The following is a 22314-nucleotide window of genomic DNA, read 5'->3' as shown; positions in this document are numbered from 1 at the left end:
CCCGCCATGACCGACCCGATCCACGCCGGCTTCGACGTCCGCTTGCCGTCGTTGCCGCCGCCCGCGGAGTTGCCGCTCGCGCTGCGCGACGCCGCGCCGGAGCTGGCGCGCGCGCGGGTCGATGCGCTCGACGGCGCGCAGGTGCAAGCGCTCGGCGAGCAAGTGCGCGCGCTGCCGCTGGCCGAGCGCGAAACTCTGGCCAACGACTTGGTCGGCAAGCTCGATGCGCCGCAGTTGCGGAAACTCGAACCCGCGTTCGGCCGCGAAAACATCGCGGAAGCGGTCGAACGCCGCGGCGGGCCGGCGCTGCGCGATGCTTACGCGGCGCTGCCGCGCGAGGACGCGGCGCCGCCGGATCGCGCCGATCCCGGCAAGACCCGCGATATCTCCACCGAAGTGGTCAATCCCAGCGGCGGCGAAATCAACGACGCCACCTGGACCATCGACGACCAGGGCCGCCCGATTCACGCCGAAGCGACCCTGCGCACCGTGTTCAGCGACATCGACCGCAGCGACGCCGAGACCCAGGCGCAGCGCACCGCCGCCGACCGCGGCGTCGACGGCGATCAGGGCGGCCACCTGCTCGGCCACCGCTTCGTCACCGATCAAGGCCTGAAGAACCTGTTCCCGCAGAACGGCAACTTCAACATGGGCGCCTACAAGACCCTGGAAAACGAGTGGGCGGCGTGGGTCGACAAGGGCATGGACGTGCGCGTGACCATCGACCTGACGCCGCGCGAGGCCGACCGACCGGACCGGGTTCGCATTTCCTATGAGGTCCTCGACCCGGCCGACGGCCGCAGGGTTTACGATCAGCGCGTGAGTTTCGACAACCGCGCCGGCCAGCGTTACGACCGCGTCGACGCGGACCAGATGGACGGACTGATCGCGGCCGGCTGACCGCAAGGACTGACTTCAAGGCTATGAACAGAGACGAATTGCTCGGCGAAATCACCCGCCTGATCGTGGTCGACCCCAAGGCCGGCGAGCGCCCGTGGGACGGTTACGCGCTGATCGCCTGGTACGGCGACGGCATCAGCCGCCTCAACGGCTTCCGCTACGACAAGGGCCAGCCGGGCGAAGCGCTGACGCCGTCGGGCGTGGAGATCGAGAACCGCCTGGAACAGCTGCGCCAGGTCACCAAGAAGCCCGGCGAGGCGCCGTGGCGGGTGTGCATCCTGCGCATCAACCGCGAGGCGGCCGAGGTCGCGATCGATTTCGAGTACGAAGAGCCGGGCAAGTGGTACGTCACGCCGGACAGCGCGGTGGAAATCGCGGAGATAGTGCGGCCCTGTTGAGGGTTCGCCGCGGGAGGCGCGCCATCGCGCCGGCGCCCGCGCCTCGCCGATGCTTTCTTGTCGTCGTGCCCGTGGACGTGGGCATGCAAGGCGTTATCGAGGCAAGGCGCTGAAGTCCTCTGGATCCCCGCCTTCGCGGGGACGATGTTCTGGAAGAGGCGCGGCGGCATCCGATGGGCCGCTGCGCCCAGGCTAATCCCAACCCATCGTCGTGCCCGCGAAAGCGGGCATCCAGGGCTTCATCGAGGCATGCCTCTGAAGTCTCCGACTCCCCGCCTTCGCGGGGATGACGTTCCGTAAGAGGCGCGTCGGCATCCGATGGGCCGCTGCGCTCAGACGAATCCCAACCCATCGTCATGCCCGCGAAGGCGGGCATCCAGGCTTCATCGAGGCATGCCTCTGAAGTCTCCGACTCCCGCCTTCGCGTAGACGACGGCTGGACGGACGCGGCAAAGCCGATGGCCCCATCGTTTCAGCGCCCGGCCTGTGGCGACGCGCCCTACCTGAACCACCTCGCCACGCCGCGCATGGCCGGCGCGCGCCGCAGCGGCCACAATGCTCGCAGCCGCGCCTCCCGCGCGCGGCCCGGTCGGCGCGCCGAGGCCGCGCGCGCCGACCGCGCTCCGCATCACGAGGGCTTCGATGAGCTGGCTCAAGCGTCTGCGCGTGGACACCTTCACCCTGGCCCTGCTGGCCACGGTCGCCCTGGCCTGGAAATTCCCGCTGCACGGCGCGCCGGCGCAGTGGATGGACGATTTCACCGACCTCGCCATCGCCGCGCTGTTCTTCCTGCACGGCGCGCGCCTGTCGCGCGAGGCGATCCTCGCCGGCATGCTGCACTGGCGCCTGCATCTGGTGATCTTCGCCAGCACCTTCATTTTGTTTCCGCTGCTCGGCCTCGCGTTCAAACCGCTGTCCGGGCATCTGCTGACGCCGGAGCTGTACCTGGGGCTGTTGTTCCTGTGCACCCTGCCCTCGACCGTGCAGTCGTCCATCGCCTTCACTTCGATGGCCGGCGGCAACGTGCCGGCCGCGGTGTGCAGCGCTTCGGCGTCGAGCCTGCTCGGCGTGTTCCTCACCCCGTTGCTGCTCAGCGCGTTGGCCGGCGCGAACGGCGGCATGGCCGATCCGAGCGAGGCGATCGGCAAGATCATGCTGCAGCTGCTGGTGCCGTTCGTGGCGGGCCATCTGCTGCGGCGCTGGATCGGCGGCTGGGTCGAACGGCAGCGCGCGGTGCTGCGCTATACCGATCAGGGCACGGTGCTGTTGGTGGTCTACACCGCGTTCTCGGCTTCGATGAACAGCGGTTTGTGGCAGAGCACGCCGATCGCCGCGTTGTACGTGGTGATCGCGGTGTGCGCGCTGTTGCTGGCCGTGGTGATGGCGACGACGACGTTCGCCGCGCGCCGGCTCGGGTTCTCGCGCGAGGACGAAATCGCCATCGTGTTTTGCGGGTCGAAGAAGAGTCTGGCGACGGGCGTGCCGATGGCGAAGATTCTGTTCGCCAGCAGCGCGCTGGGGGCGATCGTGTTACCGGTGATGATTTTTCATCAGATCCAGCTGATCGTTTGCGCGCAGTTGGCGCAGCGGTATGCGCGCAAGGCGGCGGCGCGGGCGACGGTGGAAGAGGTTGCGGACTGAGCGGCGCTGCGGCGGCGACGCGTAGTGCGGGAGCGAAGTCGGTTCTGGCCGGGACTATGAGGAAGAATTGCGCTCTTGCCCTCGAGAGTCTGGCTATCGACCGCCGTCATTCCGGCGAAAGCCGGAATCCATTTTGATCTTGCCGTTGCCGCTGCTGTTGCTCTTCGCCTGGACGCATCCCCACCCGAGGCCTACGTCCCAAAGCCCCGGAGGGCGCGCGCATGGATGCGCGCGTGCGCCGTAGGGGCATGGATGCCCCTTACGGCGCAGCCCCGCGCCCGGTACTGGACCTAGTGGCTCTTGATTCGAAAACAGGGAAAGCGCCTTTCTTTGGTTACTTTCTTTGGCAAGACAAAGAAAGTAACTCGGCCGCTTGCGGACGAAAGCTTTAAGCGTTTGATCTTCGCTTGTCGTCGTGCGTCTCTTGCCAGAGAAAGCGGAAGCAACATCAAAATGGATTCCGGCTTTCGCCGGAATGACGGCGGGTGGGGTGTTCCGCCACGTGCGGGAAACGCAGCTTGCACTCCGTCATTCCGGCGAAAGCCGGAATCCATTTTGACTTTGCTGTGGGTTCGCTCTCAGCGCAACAACGAGTGAGGACAAGCTCCAATCCAAAGCGTTCCGTCCGCAAGCGGCCGGGTCACTTTCTTTGTCTTGCCAAAGAAAGTAACCAAAGAAAGGCGCTTTCCTTGTTTTCGAATCAAGAGCCACTAGGGCTCACAGCGACGCGGGGCCGCGCCATAAGGGTCATCCTGCCCCATGGCGCGCGTGCGCATCCATGCGCACGCCCTCCGGGGCTGCGGGGCGTGGGCTTTGCGTGGGGATGCGTCAAAGCAAACAGCAACAGCAACGACAAAATGGATTCCGGCTTTCGCCGGAATGACGGGGTGGGAGTGGCGCGGAGCGCGGGACGCGGGACGCGGGACGTGGGACGTGGGCGTGGATAATTGACGCCGCGCGGGACTCGCTCAGCGCGCGTCCTTCACCACTTCGCCGCCCTTGACCACCACCGGCACCGATTCCAGCAATCGAACGTCCTGCGTCGGATCGCCCGCGACCGCGATCAGATCGCCCCAGCGGCCGGTTTCGATCAAACCGACGTCCTTGCGCCCCAAGGCTTGCGCCGCGTCGAAGGTGGCCGCGCGGATCGCCTGCGCCGCGGTCATGCCGTAGCGCGTCATCACCGCGAACTGGCGGCCGTTGAGGCCGTGCGGGTACACGCCGGCGTCGGTGCCGTAGACCATTTTCACCCCGGCCGCGTGCGCGCGGCGGAAGTTTTCGCGCTGGATGTCGGCGACTTCGCGATCCTTGCGCAGGTTGTCTTCCAATACGCCGTTCTTCTTGCCCTCGGCCTGGGTGTAGTCGGTGTTGTAGATGTCCATCGACAGCCACGCGCCGTGCTGCTTGGCCAAGCGGATGCCCTCGTCGTCGATCAGGCTCGCGTGTTCGATGGTGTCCACGCCGGCGCGGATCGCGTCTCGGATGCCGGCCGCGCCGTGCGCGTGCGCGGCCACGCGCAAGCCCCACTGATGCGCCTCGTCGGCGACCGCCTTCATTTCCTCATAGCTCATCTGCTGCTGGCCGGGCTCGGTGTTGCGCGAGAACACGCCGCCAGTGGCGCAAATCTTGATGACTTGCGCGCCGTACTTGCGCAGCTCGCGCACGCTCTTGCGCGCTTGCTCGGGCGAGTCGGCGTTGTAGGGATTCTTCTGCGCCATCGACGGCGGGAAGTAGGTCGAATCGCAGTGGCCGCCGGTGGCGCCGAAGGAATACGCGGCGGTGACGATGCGCGGACCGACGAGCTTGCCCTCGTCGATGGCCTGACGCAGGCCGACGTCGTTCCAGGCATCGGCGCCGACGTTGCGCACGGTGGTGAAGCCGGCCTGCAAGGTCTGCTGCGCGTGCTTGACCGCGACGACCGACCAGAAGCGGTCGTTGAACTGCAAGCCGGTGTAGCCGCCGAAGGTGGGATCCGAATCCAGGTGCACGTGCATGTCGATCAGGCCCGGCAGCACGGTCATGCCGGGCAGATCGAGGCGGCGCGCGCCCTCGGGCGCGGCGTCGCCGGCGCGGCCGACCGCGGCGATGCGGCCCTCGCGGATCACGATCTGCGGGCGGTCGATCAGGCGCCCGCTGCTCGCGTCGAACAGCTTGGCGGCGGTGACCACCACGGTGTCGGAGGCTTGCTGCGCCGCGGCAGGCAACGCCGCCGCCAACAACAGCGCCGACAACGCGCGGAACAAGACGCGCCGCGGCGCGCGCGGCGATTCGACATCAGCGGACTGCAGCATCGGCACCGATCTCCCCATCGGCGGAACGTGCCGCGAGTATAGGCACGGCCGGGCGGCGCAGCGCCAGTGCGCAAAGGCTTAGTAGACCGCGCCCCGGCGCACTTTCAAGCGGATGCCGTCGAGCGCTTTCGGCGCCCGCAGCGGATTCTCGGCCAGAACGATGAAATTGGCCTCGTAGCCTTCGGCGATGCGGCCGATGCGGCGCCGCGGGAACAACAGCGACGGCGTGTATTCGACGGCGGCGCGCCACAGTCGCGCGGGCGCCATCAGCTCCAGCGCGGCCAGATAGTCGATCTCGGCGCGCACCGTGGCGTCGAAGCGATCGCTGCCGACGGCGAGCGGCACGCCCGCGGCGAGCAGCCGACGCAGGTTGTCGCGTTGCAGCGCGCGCACGCGTTCGAGCTTGGCGGCATCCTCGCCGGCCAGCAGTTGCGCGGCGTTGGCGGTGGCGATCAGCGCAATCCCGCGCTGCGCGGCCAGAGCGATGGTCGCGTCGTCGAGGCGATAATCCGCCTCGCCGCGACCGTCCCAGATTTGATAGCCCGGCAAGTGCGCGATCAGATCCACGCCGGCCTCGACCGCGACGCGGAAGTCCGCGGCCGATTCGACGTGCGCGGCCACGCGCACGCCGTCGGCGCGGGCGCGCCGCACCAGCGGCGCCAGCAGCTCGGGACGCAGGCCGTTCAGGCCGAAATAGCGCGGATCGCCACGCCGCTCCGGGCGCTCGCTATGGACCAGGATGGCCTTGATCAGATCGGGCTGGGCGGCGCGCACCATCGGCCATTTGCGCTCGATGTCTTCGGGCGAATCCATCGTCAAATAATCGCGGTCGTAAACGTCTTCGGGCGGCCGCAGGCTTCCGTCGGCGTTTCGCCGCGCCATCGCCAGCGGGTGGCCGTCGGAGCTTGAAATGCAGGCGCTGGCATAGAGCACATCCAGCGGCGCGTCCGCACCCAAGGCTTCGCGCGCCTGCGCGCGGTCGATGGGGTCGCCGCACAGCATCGCCGCGTACTGCACGCCGCCGTCGATGTAGCGGCCGCGAAAATTCTTCGCGCCCCAGGCGTTTTGCAGGTTGTGGTTGTGCGCCTCGGCCAGGGGCGGGCTGACGTAACCGCCGTCGAGATCGACGACGCGGTCTACGCGCCCGGGCCGCGCGCGCGTCAGCGAACCGTCGACCGAATACCAGGTGCCGGCGCGGAACCCTTCGCCGTCGAACCAACGGCCGTCGCGGAATTCGACGGTGGCGGCGCGCGGCGCCGAAGCGTGCGCCGCGCCCAGCGCGAGCACGGCGAGACACGAAGCGATCAATCGCAAGGCGAACGAACGGCGCACGAAGCACTCCAACCAGAACGAATCGGTTGGATGCGGGCGTCGCGAAAAGGGTTGAACGGCGTGGCCGGACTCAGCCGAGCGGACGCAACTCGAACGCCGCCGCAGGCGCCAACGCCGGCAGCAGCCAATGATCGACCAGCAAGAACGCGAACAGCGCCATCAGGTACACGATGGAGTAGTTGAACACCTTCATCGCGTACAGCTCGTCCGGCGGGTCCATCAGCTTCCAGGCGTAGTACAGGAACACCGCGCCCAGCACCAAGGCGCCGCCGAGGTAGAACAGCCCGCTCATGCCCGCGGCCCACGGCAGCACCGTCACCGCCACCAGCAACACGGTGTAGAACAGGATCTGCCAGCGCGTGTACTGCACGCCGTGGGTCACCGGCAGCATCGGCACCATCGCCCGCGCGTAGTCGGCGCGGCGGAAGATCGCCAGCGCCCAGAAGTGCGGCGGCGTCCAGACGAAGATGATCAGCACCAGCAGCAGCGCGTGCGCCCAATCCCATTCGCCGCTCATGCCGGTCACCGCGGCCCAGCCCAGCAGCGGCGGCGCCGCGCCGGCGATGCCGCCGATGACGATGTTCTGCGGCGTGGCGCGCTTGAGGTAGACGGTGTAGACCACCGCGTAGCCGATCAACGACGCGAACGTCAGCGCGGCGGTGATCGGATTCACCCACAGCACCAGGATCGTCATCGACAGCGCCGCCAGCACCAGCGCGAACACCAGCGCCTGACGCGGGGTCACTTGCCCAGCCACGATCGGCCGCCAGGAGGTGCGCGCCATCTTGGCGTCGATGCGCGAGTCCAGCAGTTGGTTGATCGTCGCCGCCGACGCGGCGGCGAGCCAGATGCCGAAGAAGCCCAGCACCGACTCGCGCAGCGGCGGCCAGCCCGGCACCGCCATGAACATGCCGACGAAGGCGGTGAACACGATCAGCGCGACCACGCGCGGCTTGGTCAGGTCCCAGTACTGCTTGGCGGTGGGTCGCGGCGCGGCGCTCATCACGGCTCCGGCGTGCGCAGGCGCGCGAGCAGCGAGACCAGGGTGAACAGCAGCAGCGCGGCGCCGCCGTTGTGGGCGACCGCGACCGGCAGCGGCAGGCCCGCCATCACGTTGGCGATGCCCAGGCCGATCTGCAGCAGCAACAGCGCGCCGAGCAACGTCGCCCAGCCGCGCAGGCCCGGCGTGCGCAGCAGCTTGATCGCCAGCGCCGACACGAACACGAACACGACGCCGGCCATGATCCGGTGCGCGAGTTGGATCGCGATGCGCGCCTCGCCGTCGAGGATGCCGCCTTCGTAATCCACGCCGATGCCGCGCCACAGCACGAAGGCTTCGCCGAAGTCGTGGCGCGGCCACCACTGGCCGACGCAGGTCGGGAAGTCGTTGCCGCAAGCCAGCGCGGCGTAGTTGGCGCTGGTCCAGCCGCCGAGCGCGATCTGCACGCCGAGCACGGCGATGCCGGCGAGGATCCACCCGCGCAAGCGCGGCGCGTCGGCCAGACGGATCGGCTGGTTGGTCGCGCGCCACGCGGTCCACACCAAGAGAGAGAACGTCAGCAGCCCGCCGAGCAAATGCGCCATCACCACGATGGGCTTGAGCAGCCACGTCACCGTCCACATGCCGAGCAAGGCCTGGAAGATGATGACCGCCAGGGTGATCGCCGACACCCGCGACAGATCGGTGTTGCTCCAGCGCGCGGCCGCGGCGATCAAAATCGCTTCGCCGACGATCGCCAGCGCGGACGCGGCGACGTGCTGGCCTTTCATATAAAGCGGGATGCCGACGGCGACCAACAGCGAGGCCAGCGCGATCTGCGCCATGCCCTTGCTGCGCCGGCGCGCCGAGACCAAGGCCAGGGTCAGCACCAGCACGCCGAGCAGGCCGGCGATCATGCGGTGGAACTGCTCGCGCCAGGCTTTGTGCACTTCGACCGGGCGGATCTGGGTGGCGACGTGATCGACCGCTTGATGCGGATCGGTCGGCCACGCGGCGCGGCCGTAGCAGGTCGGCCAGTCGGGGCAGCTCAGGCCGGCGTTGGACAGGCGCACGAACGCGCCGAACACGATCACGCACAAGGCCAGCGCCACCGCCAGCCAGGCGATGCGGTGGAAATTCTTATACAGGCCGGAACTGCTCAGGCCGGTGAGGCTGGATACGCTCATTGCTTAGCTTGGTCTCGCTGGCGGCGCCGCGCGCGGCGCCGGCGGTCGTCACATCAGTTTCAGCAGCCGGCTCAAGTCCTTATGCAGCCCGCCGGGTTCGAAGCCGGGAGCGTAGCGCAGAATCACGAAGCCGTTCGGGTCGATGACGTAGACGGGGGTGCCGGCCGGGTCGTTCAGGCGCGGCAAGCGCTCGAGCAGCTGCGGCGACGGGCCGAGCACGCGCAGCGAGGCCGGACGCGCCGCGCCGGCCGGCGGTTCGCCGGCCCACAGCAGATCGACCTGATCGGCGTCCTTGCCGAACAGCTGCCAGACCGTGTCGAGCTCATGCGACAACTTGACGCACTCCTCGGCGCAATCGGGCCGCGGCGCGACCACGATGCGCCACACCCGCGCGCCGGGATTCCACGGATACGGCTTGCCGTCGGCCAGCGCCAGCGGCATCCGGCGCAGGTCCGGCTTGGGTTCCAGCAGCTCGCCGTTCTGGCGGTTGATCGCCGGATGGCGGTCGGTGAAGCGCATGACTCCGGCGATCAGCATCGGCACGAAGAAGAACGCGGCGATCAGCACCAACACCAGGCGGTTGCGGTTGCGCTGGGCGTTGGAGACGGGCGCGGACGGCGCGGGTTGGGTCATCGTTCGGCTCCGCGGCGCGGGCGCCGGAAAGTCAGGATCAGCGCCGTGATCAGCACCGCCGCGGCGAGTGCGAACCACTGCAGGGAATAGCCGCGGTGCTTGTCCGGCGGCAAGGTGTTGCTGAGCAGTTCCAGATCGCGCTCGAAGCCGAGCTTGAGCGCCGGGTCCAGGCGCAGCACGCGCGGCGCCAGCGGCGCCGACAGGCCGAGCGCGGCGCCGATCGCGCGGGTGTCGACGCGGGTCAGCAGCCAGCCCTCGCCTTCGCGGCCGATGCCGGGGCCGAGCGGGATGCCGACCGACGGCGGCGCGCTGAGCAAACCGCGCAGCGCCAGTTCGCCTTCGGGCTTGGCCACCGACGGCAGCTTGCGTTCGCCGCCCAGCGGCAGCCAGCCCAGATCGACCAGCATCGGTTCGCCGCCGTTGGGCAGGAACAGCCGATACACGCGCACGCCGGCGCGGCCGCCGCGTTGCTGGTTGTCGAGCAGCAGCGGCCCGCGTTCGTCGAAGCGGCCTTGGCCCTCGGCCCAGTCGTACTCGTGCGCGCGGCGCGGATCGGCCGCGCGCGACAGCGGCTGCGGCGCGCGCGCGGACAGCACGCGCGCGGCGGCGTCGAGCATGGCTTGCTTCTCGACCGCGCGCCGCGCCTGCCACAGGCCGAGGTTGACGAACAGCGCGATCGTCGCCAGCGCCAAGACCCAACCGAACAGCACGCTGCCGCGACGGCTCACCCCAAGCTCCCGGCGTGCTGCGATAATCCGGCTTTCGCACCCGCGCGCGCGGCGCACGAGGCCTCGATGAGCCAAGAATTGAAAATCCTGGTGGTGGTCGCGTTCCTGGCGTTCATCCTGTGGAACCTGGGGGCGGGCCTGTATTACATGCTGGTGGACAAGGGGCAGAGCAAACGCACGGTCAATGCCCTGACCCGGCGCATCGCGCTGTCCGTCGCGCTGATCTTGTTGGTGATCCTGGCGATCTGGATGGGCTGGATCACGCCGCACGGCGTGGGCTCCAATCCCGCGGGCTGAGCGGCCCGCCGGGCCGTCGACGGCCCAGGGCGCCATTGTCGCCGGTTAGCGCCCCGGCCGCGATGCGGCCGGTGGTCGTCGGCCGATCCCTCATTCCCGCCGCAGCGGGCCGAGCGCGGAACGCCGGGGCTGGGCGCCCGCCAGCACGAAAACGACCGCCTCGCAAAAACGAAAGGCCGGCCCTCGGGCCGGCCTTTCGCATCGATGCCTCGTCCGCGCTTACAGCACGTAGACGAACAGGAACAGGCCCAGCCACACCACGTCGACGAAGTGCCAGTACCAAGCCACCGCCTCGAAGGCGAAGTGGTTGTCCTTGTCGAAGTGGCCCTTCAGGCAGCGGAACCAGATGATCGCCAGCATGATCGTGCCCAGGGTCACGTGCAGGCCGTGGAAGCCGGTGAGCATGAAGAAGGTCGAACCGTAGATGCCCGAACCCAGGGTCAGGTTCAGCTCGGTGTAGGCGTGGACGTACTCCTCCGCCTGGAAGAACAGGAAGGTGCAGCCCAGCAGCACGGTGAGGCCCAGCCAGAACAGCAGCGCCTTGCGGTGGCCGCCCTTGAGCGCGTGGTGCGCGGCGGTGACCGTGGAGCCCGAGGTCAGCAGGATCAGGGTGTTGAGCAGCGGCAGGCCCCAGGCCGGAATGGTCTGGAAGTGGCCGCCGACGCCGGCCGGGCCCGAGCTCGGCCAGGCCGCGCTGAAGTCCGGCCACAGCAGGCTGTTGGTCATCACGCCGTCGCCGTCGCCGCCGAGCCACGGCAGCGCGAACTGGCGGGCGTAGAACAGCGCGCCGAAGAACGCGGCGAAGAACATCACCTCGGAGAAGATGAACCAGATCATCCCCATCCGGAACGACACGTCCACCTGCTTGTTGTAGTTGCCGCGGACCGACTCGCGCACCACGTCGCTGAACCAGCCGAACAGCACCGCGATCATCATCGCGACGCCGACGAAGAACACCGGCTTGCCCCAGCTGACTTCGTTGAGCCAGTTGGCCACGCCGACCATCAGGGTGAACAAGCCGATCGAACCGAGGAACGGCCAACGACTGCTATGCGGGACGAAGTAGATGTTGGCGTCTGGCGAGTGCGCTTGGCCCATGGCGGCGTTCCGTAGTCAGGTGGTGCGAAGCCAACTCAAGGCGCGGCCAGCGGCGAGGACGGCGTCTTGGAGACCGCGCCTTGCTGCAGCCGTGCGGTGAGCACGTCGTTCTTGAAGAAAGTGTAGGACAGGGTGATGGTCTCGACGCCGGCCGGAAGGTTCGGATCGACGATGAAACGCACCGGCATCTCGCGCGACTCGCCCGCTTGCAGGGTTTGCGCGGTGAAGCAGAAGCATTCGGTCTTGTTGAAATAGCCCGACGCGCGCGCCGGCGCCACCGAGGGCGAGGCGCTGCCGACGATCGGCGCGTCGCTGGTGTTGCGCGCGTAGTAGGTGGTTTCGTACTGCTCGCCCGGGCGCACCTTCATGCTCACCGCGTGCGGGCGGAATTCCCAGGGCAGCTTGGAATTGACGCTGCCGTCGAACTGCACGGTGATGATGCGGTCGGAGACCGCATGGCCGCCGCGGTCGGCGTCGGCGACGCCGCGTTCCAGACGGATGCCGAACACCTTCTCGCACGCGATGCGGTACAGCGGCACCAGCGCGAAGGTGAAAGCGAACGCGCCCAGCGCCACGCCGACCATGAGCTTGGTCATCTTCGGCGAGGCTTGCCGGCGGGCCTCGTTGAGCTCGCTGGGCTGCGGGTCGCGGACGTCGCTCATTTCGCCATCCCGAACACGCCGCCGAGGAGGAAGAGCACGTACACCGCCACCGCCGCCGCGCCGACCCAAAACGCGGTCCGCCGCGCGGCCGAGCGGCGCTGAGCGAGGTCCTGCGGTTCTTGGATCGGAGTCATGTCGGCCTCCCGTGAGCCGGCGCCGCGATCGCTACGACCGCGACGCCGTGCGCGATCAGTGGGTGATGTCGCCGTGGGCCAGATCGCCGTCGCGGATGACCGGCGGCGTGCTGAAGGTGTGGTGCGGGGCCGGGCTCGGCACCGTCCATTCCAGGCCCTTGGCCGATTCCCACGCGCGCGCTTCGGCCTTGGCGCCGTGCTTGAGCGAACGCAGCAGGATGAAGGCCATCATGAACGGCGTCAGGAACATGCCGAACGCGCCGATCGAGCTGACCAGGTTCCAGTCCGCGAACACCACGTTGTAGTCCGGGATGCGGCGCGGCATGCCGGCCAGACCCAGGAAGTGCTGCGGGAAGAACAGCAGGTTGACGAAGATCATCGTCCACCAGAAGTGGAACTTGGCCGCCGTCTCGTTGTACATGCGGCCGGTCCACTTCGGCCACCAGTAGTAGACCGCGGCGATGATCGAGAACAGCGCGCCGGTCACCAACACGTAGTGGAAGTGGGCGACCACGAAGTAGGTGTCGTGGTACTGGAAGTCGGCCGGCACGATGGCGAGCATCAGGCCGGAGAAACCGCCGATGGTGAACAGGATCACGAACGAGATCGCCCACAGCATCGGCGCCTCGAACGAGATCGAGCCGCGCCACATCGTGGTGACCCAGTTGAACACCTTCACGCCGGTCGGCACCGCGATCAGCATGGTCGCGAACATGAAGTAGATCTCGCCACCGAGCGGCATGCCGACGGTGAACATGTGGTGCGCCCACACGATGAACGAGAGGAAGGCGATCGAGGCGGTCGCGTAGACCATCGCCTGATAACCGAACAGCGGCTTGCGGCTGAAGGTCGGGATGATCTCCGAGACCACGCCGAACGCCGGCAGGATCATGATGTAGACCTCGGGGTGCCCGAAGAACCAGAAGATGTGCTGGAACATCACCGGGTCGCCGCCGCCGGCCGCGTTGAAGAACGAGGTGGCGAAGAACTTGTCGGTCAGCAGCATCGTCACCGCGCCGGCCAGCACCGGCATCACCGCGATCAGCAGGAACGCGGTGATCAGCCAGGTCCAGCAGAAGATCGGCATCTTCAGCAGGTCCACGCCCGGGGCGCGCATGTTGAGGATGGTGGCGATGACGTTGATCGCGCCCATGATCGAGCTGATGCCCATCATGTGGATGGCGAAGATCGCGAAGGCGACGTTGTTGCCGCCCTGCAGCGACAGCGGCGGATACAGCGTCCAGCCGCCGGCCGGCGCGCCGCCGTCCAGGAACAGGGTCACCAGCAGCAGGCTGAAGGCGAACGGCAGGATCCAGAACGACCAGTTGTTCATGCGCGGCAGCGCCATGTCCGGCGCGCCGATCTGCAGCGGGATCATCCAGTTGGCGAGGCCGACGAAGGCCGGCATCACGCCGCCGAAGATCATGACCAGCGCGTGCATCGTGGTCATCTGGTTGAAGAACTCGGGCTTGACGTACTGCAGGCCCGGTTGCATCAGCTCCAGGCGGATCATCACCGACATGCCCGCGCCGATGAGGAACATCACGAAGCTGAAAATCAGGTACAGCGTGCCGATGTCCTTGTGGTTGGTCGAGAAGAACCAACGCTCGATGAAGCCCTGCTGGTGGGCGTGATCATCGTGATGATCGTGGTGATCGGCGACGGGGTGCGTGGCTGCCATGACCTACCTCTGATAAATGCGGACGATCAACCGGCGGTCGCGGCGCCCTTCGGGGCGGCGGCCGGGGCATCGGAACTGGCAGTGCCGGCGGCCGGAGCCTGCGCGGCGGCGGGAGCGGTCTCGGCGGGCGCCGGAGCGGCGGCCGGAGCCGCCGGAGCGGCCGGCGCGTTCTTGGCCTTCTGCTCGGCCAACCACTGCTGGTACTCGGCCTTGGGCAGCGCGCGCACCACGATCGGCATGAAGCCGTGGTCCTTGCCGCACAGCTCGGCGCACTGGCCGCGGTAGACGCCGGGTTCCTTGATGTCGGTCCAAGCCTCGTTGACGATGCCCGGGATCGCGTCCTGCTTCCAGCCCAGCGCCGGGACCCACCACGCGTGGATGACGTCGTCGGCGGTGATCACGAAGCGGATCTTGGTGTCGACCGGCAGCACCAGCACGTTGTCGACGTCGAGCAGGTAATGCTCGTGGTCGGCGGCGGTGACCGTCCGCTTGCTCTGGCGCAGCTGGTCGCTCTTGCGGTCCAGGCGGCTGGTGAAGGACACGCCTTCGCCGAGGTAGTCGTACTTCCACATCCATTGGTAGCCGGTGATCTTCACCGTCATCGCCGAATCGCGGGTGTCGTACATGTTGATGAGCTTGCTGGTGGCGGGGAACGCCATCAGCACCAGCAGCGCCACCGGCACGACCGTCCAGACGATCTCCAGCTTGGTGCTGTGGACGAAGTCCTTGTCGGGCACCGCGCCCTTGGACTTGCGGAACTTGAACATGGCCACGGCCATCGCGCCGAAGACCAGGATGCCGATCACCACGCAAATCCACAGCGCCAGCATGTGCGCGGAATGGGCGTTCATCGACTGGGCGGTGACGCCCTTGCCCATGTTCAACTGCCACGGCTTGGGATCGGCGGCTTGCGCCGACGCCAGGACCGGCAACGCCATTGCGGCGACGCCCACTGCCCACTGCTTGAAACGACCGGCTTTCATCAGTTCGAGCCCCGAATAAATCAGTGTGGTGATCTAACGCGCGCTCCGCGGGCTGCCTCTCGTCCCGGCGCCGGCGGCGCCTTGAGAGGGCGCGCGGACCATGCGGGGGGACTGCGAGGTGGCTGGCGAGCCCTGCCGGGCCCATCACGCCGGGATCGGCGCTACGGATAACCGAGAAATGGTAGCGGCGGCCCCGGCCTGCGGCAACCCGCCACTTGCACGCGCCGCAGCGCCGGCCGAATCGCGCAGAGTCAATAGCGACGCGGCTTTGCCTCGCGCACGGACGGCCGAGGGCGCGGCGCGGGCCTGCGTCGCAAACGTGACGGGTGCAAGTTAGCGCATCCCTCGCGCGCTGTGCGGCAAGGCCGCGACGCGGCCGCAGACCTTGCCGGAGCGGCCGGCTCGCTTGTCCGCGCGTGGCTCCGCGGCCGCTCGCGCGGCGCCGCCGTCCCTACCCCGGCGGATGGCGAGGCCGCGCCCGCAGCGGCCGAAAAAGGGCAGATGGCGGTCGAGATAAAGCTCTAAAATGGCGGACTTCCCACCCCTGTCCCGGGTCCGATGTCCACCGAAGCCTCCTCCGCCGTCGCCAGCGACGGCCCGCCGCCGCGCACCGGCACCCCGCCGTTGTCGCCGATGATCAGCCCCGAACTGCCGGCGCCGCCGTCCGGCGCGCGCGCCGCGCTCACCGCCGGCTGGGTCCGCGACGAAGCGCAGCACGTGCGCGGCCTGCTCGAACTGGCGCGCCTGCCCGACGCCGACCGCGCCAAGGCGCAAGCCACCGCCGCCGATCTGGTCCGCCGGGTCCGCGCCCGCGCCCAGGATCAAGGCGCGATCGAAGCCTTCATGCGCCAGTACGACCTGGGCAGCGAGGAAGGCGTGCTGCTGATGTGCGTGGCCGAGGCGCTGCTGCGCATTCCGGATCAGGAGACCGCGGACAAGCTGATCCGCGACAAGCTCGGCGACGCCGACTGGAAGCGCCATCTGGGCCAGTCCGACTCGGTCCTGGTCAACGCCTCGACCTGGGGCCTGATGCTGACCGGCACCCTGGTCGATCTGGCCGACGACACCAAGCGCGACGTCCACAACGCCTTCAAGCGCCTGATCGGCCGCGTCGGCGAGCCGGTGATCCGCCTCGCGGTGCGTCAGGCCATGCGCATCATGGGCCACCAGTTCGTCATGGGCCGCACCATCGGCGAGGCGCTGTCGCGCTCGAAGAAGGGCGACAACGCGAACTACCGCTACTCCTTCGACATGCTCGGCGAAGGCGCGCTGACCACCAAGGACGCGCTGCGCTACCTGCAGGCCTACCGCGACGCGATCCACGCGATCGGCAAGAGCGGCAATTACAAGAACGCCGACGTGTTCGCCACGCCGTCGATCTCGGTCAAGCTCTCGGCGCTGCACCCGCGCTACGAGCACGCCAAGCGCGAGCGCGTGTTCGCCGAACTGACCCCGCGCGTGCTGGAACTGGCGCAGCTGGCCAAGGGCTACGGCATCGGCTTCACCATCGACGCCGAGGAAGCCGACCGCCTGGAGCTGTCGCTGGACGTGATCGCGGCCGCGTACTCCGACGCGTCGCTGGACGGCTGGGAAGGCTACGGTCTGGCGATCCAGGCGTACCAGAAGCGCGCGCCGGAGGCGATCGCCTTCATCGCCGATCTGGCCCGCCGCGTCGGCCGCCGCATCCCGGTGCGCCTGGTCAAGGGCGCGTACTGGGACAGCGAGGTCAAGCGCGCCCAGGTCGACGGCCAGCTCGGCTACCCGGTGTTCACCCGCAAGCCGAACACCGACGTGTCGTACCTCGCCAACGCCCGGCGCATGCTGGAAGCCTCGGACGCGATCTATCCGATGTTCGCCACCCACAACGCCCAGACCATCGCCACCATCCATCAGCGCGCCAAGGCAATGGGCCGCGAGCAGCACTTCGAGTTCCAGAAGCTGCACGGCATGGGCGACGACCTCTACGCCGAAGTGATCCCCGCCGACCGCTTGAACGCGCCGTGCCGCGTGTACGCGCCGGTGGGTTCGCACGAAGACCTGCTGCCGTACCTGGTGCGCCGCCTGCTCGAGAACGGCGCCAACTCCAGCTTCGTCAACCGCATCACCGACGAGGACATCGCCATCGACGATCTGATCCAGGATCCGGTCGAGACGGTGTCCGGCTTCGACAGCATTCCGCATCCGCGCATTCCGCTTCCGGCCGACCTCTACCGCAGCTTCGGCTTCGACAGGACCAATTCCATGGGCGTCAATCTCGCCAACGACCAGCAACTGCAGTCCCTCGCCGCCGACGTCAACGCCGCCGCCCGCACCGACTGGCGCGCCGCGCCGCTGGTGCCGGGCGCCACGGTCGGCGGCGCCGACATCGCCGTGACCAACCCGGCCGACCGCCGCGAGATCGTCGGCCAGTGGAAGGCCGCCGACAGCGCCGCCGTCGAGCAGGCGCTGAAGAACGCGGTCGCCGCGCAGGAAGCCTGGGACGCGACCCCGGCCGCCAGCCGCGCCGCGATCCTCGAACACGCCGCGCAGTTGCTGGAAGACCGCATGCCGCAGTACATCGCGCTGTGCACCAAGGAAGCCGGCAAGACCATCCCCGACGGCGTCGCCGAAGTGCGCGAGGCGGTCGACTTCCTGCGCTACTACGGCGCCCAGGCGCGCAAGCTGTTCGCGCCCGAAGCGCTGCCGGGCCCGACCGGCGAATCCAACACCCTGCTCCTGTCCGGCCGCGGCGTGTTCGTCTGCATCAGCCCGTGGAACTTCCCGCTGGCGATCTTCCTCGGCCAGATCTCCGCGGCGCTCGCCGCCGGCAACGCCGTCATCGCCAAGCCGGCCGAGCAGACCAACCTGATCGGCTACTACGCAGTCAAGCTGCTGCACGAAGCCGGCATCCCCGAAGCGGTGCTGCAGTTCCTGCCCGGCGACGGCGCCACCGTCGGTGCGGCGCTGACCCGCGACCCGCGCGTGGCCGGCGTGGCCTTCACCGGCTCGACCGACACCGCGCGCGCGATCAACCGCGCGCTGGCCGCGCGCGACGCCGCCATCGGCGTGCTGATCGCCGAGACCGGCGGCCAGAACGCGCTGATCGCCGACTCCTCCTCGCTGCCCGAGCAGTTGGTCAAGGACGCGATCGGCTCGGCCTTCACCTCGGCCGGCCAGCGCTGCTCGGCCGCGCGCGTGCTGTTCGTGCAGGACGACATCGCCGACAAGGTCACCCACATGCTCGCCGGCGCGATGGCCGAGCTGAAGGTCGGCGACCCGGGCCTGCTGTCGACCGACGTCGGCCCGGTGATCGACGAGGACGCGCTGAAGATGCTGCGCGACCACGCCGACCGCATGGACAAGGAAGCGACCAAGATCGCCGAGGTCGCGCTCGACGCCGACGCCGCGCACGGCAGCTTCTTCGCCCCGCGCGCCTACGCGCTCAAGTCGCTCGACCAGCTGCACAAGGAAGTGTTCGGCCCGGTCCTGCACGTGATCCGCTGGAAGGCCGATCAGCTCGACGCGGTGATCGACTCGATCAACGCCACCGGCTACGGCCTGACCCTGGGCATACACTCGCGCATCGACGAAACCATCGAGCGCATCAGCACCCGGGTCAAGGTCGGCAACTGCTACGTCAACCGCAACCAGATCGGCGCGGTGGTCGGCGTGCAGCCCTTCGGCGGCCAGAACCTGTCCGGCACCGGCCCCAAGGCCGGCGGCCCGCACTACCTGCCGCGCTTCACCACCGAGAAGACCATCACCGTCAACACCACCGCGGCCGGCGGCAACGCCTCGCTGCTGACGCTGGGCGACTGAGCCCCGCGCGCGAGGGCCGGCGCGCGCCGGCTCTCGCGCATTCGCACGCACGAGCGGCGCGAGCCGCGGGCGCGACTTCGAGCTTGCGACGCAAGCGAGGCGTCGCGGTCGCGGCTCGCGCCGCTCCTACATTCGACTCCCGGCAAGCTTCGTTTCAAACGGTAGCAGCGGCGCGAGCCGCGACCGCGCCAACACAACCACGCCGCAACCATCGCCGACCCGCGACGCCGCACGACGCGCCGACACCCGACGATCCGGGCCTCCTGGCCTGCGACCGCAGTCGCAACACTCCCCCGCCCCCGCCGCAGTACCCTGCGCGCAGCCCACGGGAGAACCGCCATGCTCCGCACCCTCGCGCTCTGCGCCGCGCTGTGCGCGCTCACCGCCTGCGCCTCGCTGGCGCCGCTGCCGGTCAAGCCCGGCGACCCGAGCGCCTGCTCCGAACGCCGCCAGGACCGCGTGCTGTTCGGCATGAACAGCCCCGACGGCCCCGTCAGCGAAGCGCAATGGCAAGCCTTCCTCGCCGACGTCGTCACCCCGCGCTTTCCCGCCGGCCTCACCGTCTATCAGGCCAAGGGCCAGTGGCGCGGCGACAGCGGGCAGGTCGAGCAAGAGGATTCGCGCGCGATCGACCTGATCCACGAGGACAGCGCCGAGGAACGCAAGCGCGTGGTCGAGATCGCCGACGAGTACAAGCGGCGCTTCAAGCAGGAAGCGGTGTTGATCGTCAGCTCGCCGGTGCGCGCGTGTTTCGCGGCGCTGCCGGCCGGCGCCGGCCGGGCCGGGTGAATTCGCGGCGCCGGCGCCGGCGGCTTCAGGCCTGAAGCGTTCTAGCGAAAGCTGCGCTTCGCGTTCCTGCGAACGCCGCGCGCTCACGCGAAGCCGAAGTTCAACGCTTGAACTCGGTCGGCCGCTCCAACTGCCACATCGCGTCGGTCAGATCGTCCACCCGCGCCGCCAGCACCGCCTGCGCGTCGGCGACGCCGCGGTTGTAGTAGTACGCGCCGAGCTCTTCGGACAGGAAGTCGAGCATGAACTCCGCATCGAAACGCCCGATCGATTGCTTCAACTCTTCGCTGAAATAGCGCTGCAGCTTCGCGACCAGCCGCGCCTTCTCGTCGTCGTTGAACTTGATCGCCTCCATCCTCGCATCGCTCCTGTCGCGGCCGCGCGGCGTTACGCCTTCGACGGGCCGTCGATGCGCTTGCTCCAATCCTCGACTTCGCCGCGCGCGAGCCGGGCCTCGACCAGCTTGCGCCACGACGGCACCAGCGGCAAGGCCAACGCGGCTTGCAATTCCTCGCGTTCGAGCGTGCGCACGAACAGCATCGTCGCGATGCGCTGCAGCGACCAGTGCGGCCACGGCCGTTCGATCAGCGTCAAACGATCGCCGGCTTCGGCCTCGCCCGCTTCGATCACGCGGTAATACCAACCGGTGCGGCCGCTGGCCTGCATGCGCCGCGCCATGTCGGCGACGCCGAAACGGTCGTTGAGCTTCCAGCACGGTTGCCGCGCTTGACTGACTTCGAGCAAGGCCGCGCCGAAGCGGAAGCGGTCGCCCAGGCACACCTGCGCTTCGCTCAGGCCTTCGCTGCTGAGGTTTTCGCCGAACGCGCCGGGCGCGTCGAGCAGCGCGTGCGCGCCGATCTCCTCGCGCCAAACGCGGTAATGCTCGCGCGGATAGTGGTGCACAGCCTTGTCCGGCCCGCCGTGCACGCGCAAATCGCCTTGCTCGTCGCCGTCCAATCCCAACTCGCCGATCCGCACCCGTCCCCGCAACGGCCGCTTGTCGATCGCGCTGACGCTGCCGGGCCGGGTGTAGGGCACTGCGCGGCCGCGCAGCAGCGCGGTTATGAGAACGCCGTCGTCGCTCATCCCATCCGATGCCTCCCTCGAGCGAACCAAACCCCGCAAAGGAAAAGCCCCGCCGAAGCGGGGCTCTCCATCGACGCTAAACCGCTCGCGCGATCAGAACTTGTACTGAGCCGCGATGCCGAACAGATCGGCGTGGCCCTTGAACTTGCCGACCAGGGTCGAACCGCTGGTGGACACCACGTTCACGTCCGGGCTGTCGATCGCGATGCGGGTGTAGGCCGCGTCGACGCTGATGTGCTCGTTCGCGTTCCAGGTCAGGCCGACCGAGTACAGGGTACGGTCGTTGTCGGGCAGACGCGGGGTGCGGTGGGTGTCGTTGGTCGGGGTTTCGTCCTTGGCGACGCCGCCGCGCAGGGTGAAGCGATCGTTGAGATCGTACTCCGCGCCCAGGGCGTACATCATCGAGTCGTCCCACTGGAACTGCTCGCTGGCCACCAGCGCGCCGTTGGCGCGGACGATGTTCACCGACTGCAGCGAATGCCAATCGGTCTTCTGCGCGTCGAACATCATGCGGAACTGGTCGGTGAACGCGTAGGAGACGCTCAGCGTGTCGGTGCTCGGCGTGGTCAGCTTGGCGCCGCCCGGACCGGTGTTGTACTGGGTGATGCGCGCGGCGTTGAGCAGCGCGTCGACGTTGCCCGGCTTGGTGAAGGTGATGTTGCCTTCCAGGTCGTGGTCGATTTCCGAGCGGTGCGAGTAGCCGATCGACAGGCGGTCGGTCGGCTTCCACTGGAAGCCCAGGATCCAGCCGATGCCGGTGTCGTCGCCCTTGACCTTGACGGTACCGTCGTTCTTCTGCGGACCGAACGGCGCGGCGACCGGGTTCGGGGTCGTGCACGCGGCCGGCGACACGCGGCAGATGGCCGAACCGAAGTCGACGGCGTTGGTCAGGGTGGCTTCGGCGCGCTCGTAGACGAAGCCGGCGCCGACCGAGAAGCGGTCGGTCAGCTTGACCGCGGCCGACAGGGTCAGGTCGATGGTCTTCACTTCCGACTTCAGCGCGTTGTAGCGGCCGACCCAGCCGTTCTCGTATTCGGTCTTCAGGCCGAACGGCGCGCTGAGCTGGGCGCCGAGGGTGAGCTTCTCGAACGAGCCCGACAGCGGCACTACGATCGACAGCGCCGGCACCGCGGTCATGTCGCCCGGGTCGCCGCCGTTGCCGCCGGTGAGCGGGCGCGCCAGCGGCGAGCCGGCCGCGGCGGTGCCGCCGCCGCTGAACTTCGCGGTCAGGTCGATCGCGGTCACATCGCCACGGATGGTGGTCGTGTCCAGGTTCACCATCGCCGCCGGATTGTTCGAGACGACCGAAGCGTCCTTCTCAGCGACGCCGCTGCCGGCGAAGGCGCGGCCCTGATTCTTGACGCTGTTCTCGCGAATCTGGAAACCGGTCGCGCTGGCCGAGCCGAAGCTGATGACGCCGGCCACGCCCAATGCGATCGCGGTCAGGCGGATATAGCGGTGTGAGGGTTGCATGCGTGTATTCTCCGTTGGAGTATTTTTTCGTCTTCGCGGCCGTGTGCATGGAGCCGCATCCGCGGACTCCGATGCCGCCGGAAACCCCTCCCGACGTACGACGCCGTATGCACTATAGCGCGGCTGTTAACCGAACGCTAACAATACGCCCAACCGGGCAAATCCGTCTCGTACCGATGTCGCAAACGCTGCTGTTACAGACACTTACATTGCATTCTTGCCTG

20 protein-coding genes are annotated in these 22314 nt (G+C 68.4%); 6 read left to right on the top strand and 14 right to left on the bottom strand.

What is annotated here, in order from left to right; genetic code table 11:
- Nucleotides 1-6 precede the first annotated feature (6 nt).
- The 3 genes from J5226_RS06370 to J5226_RS06360 all read left to right on the top strand — a co-directional run bounded on the left by J5226_RS06370 (nucleotide 7) and on the right by J5226_RS06360 (nucleotide 2939).
- Nucleotides 7-900, top strand: coding sequence for a DNA/RNA non-specific endonuclease (locus J5226_RS06370; RefSeq protein ID WP_215839001.1), 894 nt, complete (start codon nucleotides 7-9; stop codon nucleotides 898-900).
- Between the two features lie 23 nt (nucleotides 901-923).
- Nucleotides 924-1298 (top strand): hypothetical protein, encoded by a 375-nt coding sequence (locus tag J5226_RS06365; protein WP_215839000.1) that lies wholly within the window; start codon nucleotides 924-926, stop codon nucleotides 1296-1298.
- Nucleotides 1299-1940: 642 nt separating this feature from the next.
- The gene (locus tag J5226_RS06360) at nucleotides 1941-2939 is read left to right on the top strand and encodes a bile acid:sodium symporter family protein (protein WP_215838999.1); all 999 of its coding nucleotides are present in this window, start codon (nucleotides 1941-1943) and stop codon (nucleotides 2937-2939) included.
- A 968-nt stretch (nucleotides 2940-3907) separates the two neighbouring features.
- Here the strand turns inward: J5226_RS06360 and J5226_RS06355 are convergent.
- The 6 genes from J5226_RS06355 to J5226_RS06330 all read right to left on the bottom strand — a co-directional run bounded on the left by J5226_RS06355 (nucleotide 3908) and on the right by J5226_RS06330 (nucleotide 10089).
- Nucleotides 3908-5230, bottom strand: a complete 1323-nt coding sequence (locus J5226_RS06355) for an amidohydrolase family protein (RefSeq protein ID WP_215838998.1) — start codon at nucleotides 5228-5230, stop codon at nucleotides 3908-3910.
- 78 nt (nucleotides 5231-5308) lie between these two features.
- The gene (locus J5226_RS06350; RefSeq protein ID WP_215838997.1) at nucleotides 5309-6562 is read right to left on the bottom strand and encodes an amidohydrolase family protein; all 1254 of its coding nucleotides are present in this window, start codon (nucleotides 6560-6562) and stop codon (nucleotides 5309-5311) included.
- Nucleotides 6563-6632: 70 nt separating this feature from the next.
- Entirely contained in the window at nucleotides 6633-7565 is a 933-nt protein-coding gene (locus tag J5226_RS06345; RefSeq protein WP_215838996.1) for a heme o synthase, read from the bottom strand.
- Nucleotides 7565-8728, bottom strand: a complete 1164-nt coding sequence (locus J5226_RS06340) for a COX15/CtaA family protein (RefSeq protein ID WP_215838995.1) — start codon at nucleotides 8726-8728, stop codon at nucleotides 7565-7567. The genes J5226_RS06345 and J5226_RS06340 overlap by 1 nt, the downstream gene beginning before the upstream one ends.
- 48 nt (nucleotides 8729-8776) lie before the next feature.
- The gene (locus J5226_RS06335; protein WP_215838994.1) at nucleotides 8777-9361 is read right to left on the bottom strand and encodes a hypothetical protein; all 585 of its coding nucleotides are present in this window, start codon (nucleotides 9359-9361) and stop codon (nucleotides 8777-8779) included.
- Nucleotides 9358-10089 (bottom strand): SURF1 family protein, encoded by a 732-nt coding sequence (locus J5226_RS06330; protein WP_215838993.1) that lies wholly within the window; start codon nucleotides 10087-10089, stop codon nucleotides 9358-9360. The genes J5226_RS06335 and J5226_RS06330 overlap by 4 nt, the downstream gene beginning before the upstream one ends.
- Before the next feature lie 66 nt (nucleotides 10090-10155).
- Here J5226_RS06330 and J5226_RS06325 point away from each other — a divergent pair, with 66 nt between their 5' ends.
- Nucleotides 10156-10386, top strand: a complete 231-nt coding sequence (locus J5226_RS06325) for a twin transmembrane helix small protein (RefSeq protein ID WP_215838992.1) — start codon at nucleotides 10156-10158, stop codon at nucleotides 10384-10386.
- A gap of 219 nt (nucleotides 10387-10605) precedes the next feature.
- Here the strand turns inward: J5226_RS06325 and J5226_RS06320 are convergent, their stop codons facing one another.
- From J5226_RS06320 to coxB, 5 genes are read right to left on the bottom strand one after another with little or no spacing between them, the layout of a single operon-like run.
- Nucleotides 10606-11484 (bottom strand): cytochrome c oxidase subunit 3, encoded by an 879-nt coding sequence (locus tag J5226_RS06320; RefSeq protein ID WP_215838991.1) that lies wholly within the window; start codon nucleotides 11482-11484, stop codon nucleotides 10606-10608.
- Nucleotides 11485-11519: 35 nt separating this feature from the next.
- On the bottom strand, nucleotides 11520-12146 hold the full coding sequence (locus J5226_RS06315) for a cytochrome c oxidase assembly protein (protein ID WP_215838990.1): 627 nt from the start codon (nucleotides 12144-12146) through the stop codon (nucleotides 11520-11522).
- Complete coding sequence (locus J5226_RS06310) at nucleotides 12143-12280, bottom strand: hypothetical protein (RefSeq protein WP_215838989.1); 138 nt, start codon at nucleotides 12278-12280, stop codon at nucleotides 12143-12145. The genes J5226_RS06315 and J5226_RS06310 overlap by 4 nt, the downstream gene beginning before the upstream one ends.
- Nucleotides 12281-12335: 55 nt before the next feature.
- Nucleotides 12336-13961 (bottom strand): cytochrome c oxidase subunit I, encoded by a 1626-nt coding sequence (gene ctaD / locus J5226_RS06305; RefSeq protein WP_215838988.1) that lies wholly within the window; start codon nucleotides 13959-13961, stop codon nucleotides 12336-12338.
- Nucleotides 13962-13987: 26 nt separating this feature from the next.
- Nucleotides 13988-14944: a cytochrome c oxidase subunit II gene (gene coxB / locus J5226_RS06300; RefSeq protein ID WP_215838987.1), complete on the bottom strand. Its 957-nt coding sequence runs from the start codon at nucleotides 14942-14944 to the stop codon at nucleotides 13988-13990.
- 633 nt (nucleotides 14945-15577) lie between these two features.
- Here coxB and putA point away from each other — a divergent pair.
- Nucleotides 15578-18742, top strand: a complete 3165-nt coding sequence (gene putA, locus J5226_RS06295) for a bifunctional proline dehydrogenase/L-glutamate gamma-semialdehyde dehydrogenase PutA (RefSeq protein ID WP_215840339.1) — start codon at nucleotides 15578-15580, stop codon at nucleotides 18740-18742.
- Between the two features lie 339 nt (nucleotides 18743-19081).
- Complete coding sequence (locus J5226_RS06290; protein WP_215838986.1) at nucleotides 19082-19531, top strand: DUF3574 domain-containing protein; 450 nt, start codon at nucleotides 19082-19084, stop codon at nucleotides 19529-19531.
- Nucleotides 19532-19631: 100 nt separating this feature from the next.
- Here J5226_RS06290 and J5226_RS06285 read toward each other — a convergent pair whose 3' ends face one another.
- The 3 genes from J5226_RS06285 to J5226_RS06275 all read right to left on the bottom strand — a co-directional run bounded on the left by J5226_RS06285 (nucleotide 19632) and on the right by J5226_RS06275 (nucleotide 22090).
- Nucleotides 19632-19886: a DUF2164 domain-containing protein gene (locus J5226_RS06285; RefSeq protein ID WP_215838985.1), complete on the bottom strand. Its 255-nt coding sequence runs from the start codon at nucleotides 19884-19886 to the stop codon at nucleotides 19632-19634.
- A 32-nt stretch (nucleotides 19887-19918) separates the two neighbouring features.
- Nucleotides 19919-20617, bottom strand: coding sequence for an MOSC domain-containing protein (locus J5226_RS06280; RefSeq protein WP_215838984.1), 699 nt, complete (start codon nucleotides 20615-20617; stop codon nucleotides 19919-19921).
- Nucleotides 20618-20710: 93 nt separating this feature from the next.
- A complete protein-coding gene (locus tag J5226_RS06275; protein WP_215838983.1) occupies nucleotides 20711-22090 on the bottom strand; it encodes an outer membrane protein transport protein in 1380 nt (459 codons plus the stop codon).
- Between the last annotated feature and the right edge of the window lie 224 nt (nucleotides 22091-22314).

The sequence above is a fragment of the Lysobacter sp. K5869 genome, from assembly GCF_018847975.1.
In the GTDB taxonomy this organism is placed as follows: Bacteria; Pseudomonadota; Gammaproteobacteria; order Xanthomonadales; family Xanthomonadaceae; genus Lysobacter.
Note: the sequence above shows the minus strand (reverse complement) of the source record. Positions and strands in the feature narration are given on the sequence as shown.

Bases quoted from the DNA above. Each gene is read 5' to 3' on its own strand.
- J5226_RS06290 (WP_215838986.1), top strand. From the start codon at position 19,082: ATGCTCCGCACCCTCGCGCTCTGCGCCGCGCTGTGCGCGCTCACCGCC.
- J5226_RS06285 (WP_215838985.1), bottom strand. From the start codon at position 19,886: ATGGAGGCGATCAAGTTCAACGACGACGAGAAGGCGCGGCTGGTCGCG.
- J5226_RS06365 (WP_215839000.1), top strand. From the start codon at position 924: ATGAACAGAGACGAATTGCTCGGCGAAATCACCCGCCTGATCGTGGTC.
- ctaD (WP_215838988.1), bottom strand. From the start codon at position 13,961: ATGGCAGCCACGCACCCCGTCGCCGATCACCACGATCATCACGATGAT.
- J5226_RS06310 (WP_215838989.1), bottom strand. From the start codon at position 12,280: ATGACTCCGATCCAAGAACCGCAGGACCTCGCTCAGCGCCGCTCGGCC.
- J5226_RS06280 (WP_215838984.1), bottom strand. From the start codon at position 20,617: ATGAGCGACGACGGCGTTCTCATAACCGCGCTGCTGCGCGGCCGCGCA.
- J5226_RS06340 (WP_215838995.1), bottom strand. From the start codon at position 8,728: ATGAGCGTATCCAGCCTCACCGGCCTGAGCAGTTCCGGCCTGTATAAG.
- J5226_RS06345 (WP_215838996.1), bottom strand. From the start codon at position 7,565: ATGAGCGCCGCGCCGCGACCCACCGCCAAGCAGTACTGGGACCTGACC.
- J5226_RS06370 (WP_215839001.1), top strand. From the start codon at position 7: ATGACCGACCCGATCCACGCCGGCTTCGACGTCCGCTTGCCGTCGTTG.
- J5226_RS06320 (WP_215838991.1), bottom strand. From the start codon at position 11,484: ATGGGCCAAGCGCACTCGCCAGACGCCAACATCTACTTCGTCCCGCAT.
- J5226_RS06360 (WP_215838999.1), top strand. From the start codon at position 1,941: ATGAGCTGGCTCAAGCGTCTGCGCGTGGACACCTTCACCCTGGCCCTG.
- J5226_RS06325 (WP_215838992.1), top strand. From the start codon at position 10,156: ATGAGCCAAGAATTGAAAATCCTGGTGGTGGTCGCGTTCCTGGCGTTC.
- J5226_RS06355 (WP_215838998.1), bottom strand. From the start codon at position 5,230: ATGCTGCAGTCCGCTGATGTCGAATCGCCGCGCGCGCCGCGGCGCGTC.
- J5226_RS06315 (WP_215838990.1), bottom strand. From the start codon at position 12,146: ATGAGCGACGTCCGCGACCCGCAGCCCAGCGAGCTCAACGAGGCCCGC.
- coxB (WP_215838987.1), bottom strand. From the start codon at position 14,944: ATGAAAGCCGGTCGTTTCAAGCAGTGGGCAGTGGGCGTCGCCGCAATG.
- J5226_RS06275 (WP_215838983.1), bottom strand. From the start codon at position 22,090: ATGCAACCCTCACACCGCTATATCCGCCTGACCGCGATCGCATTGGGC.
- J5226_RS06335 (WP_215838994.1), bottom strand. From the start codon at position 9,361: ATGACCCAACCCGCGCCGTCCGCGCCCGTCTCCAACGCCCAGCGCAAC.
- putA (WP_215840339.1), top strand. From the start codon at position 15,578: ATGATCAGCCCCGAACTGCCGGCGCCGCCGTCCGGCGCGCGCGCCGCG.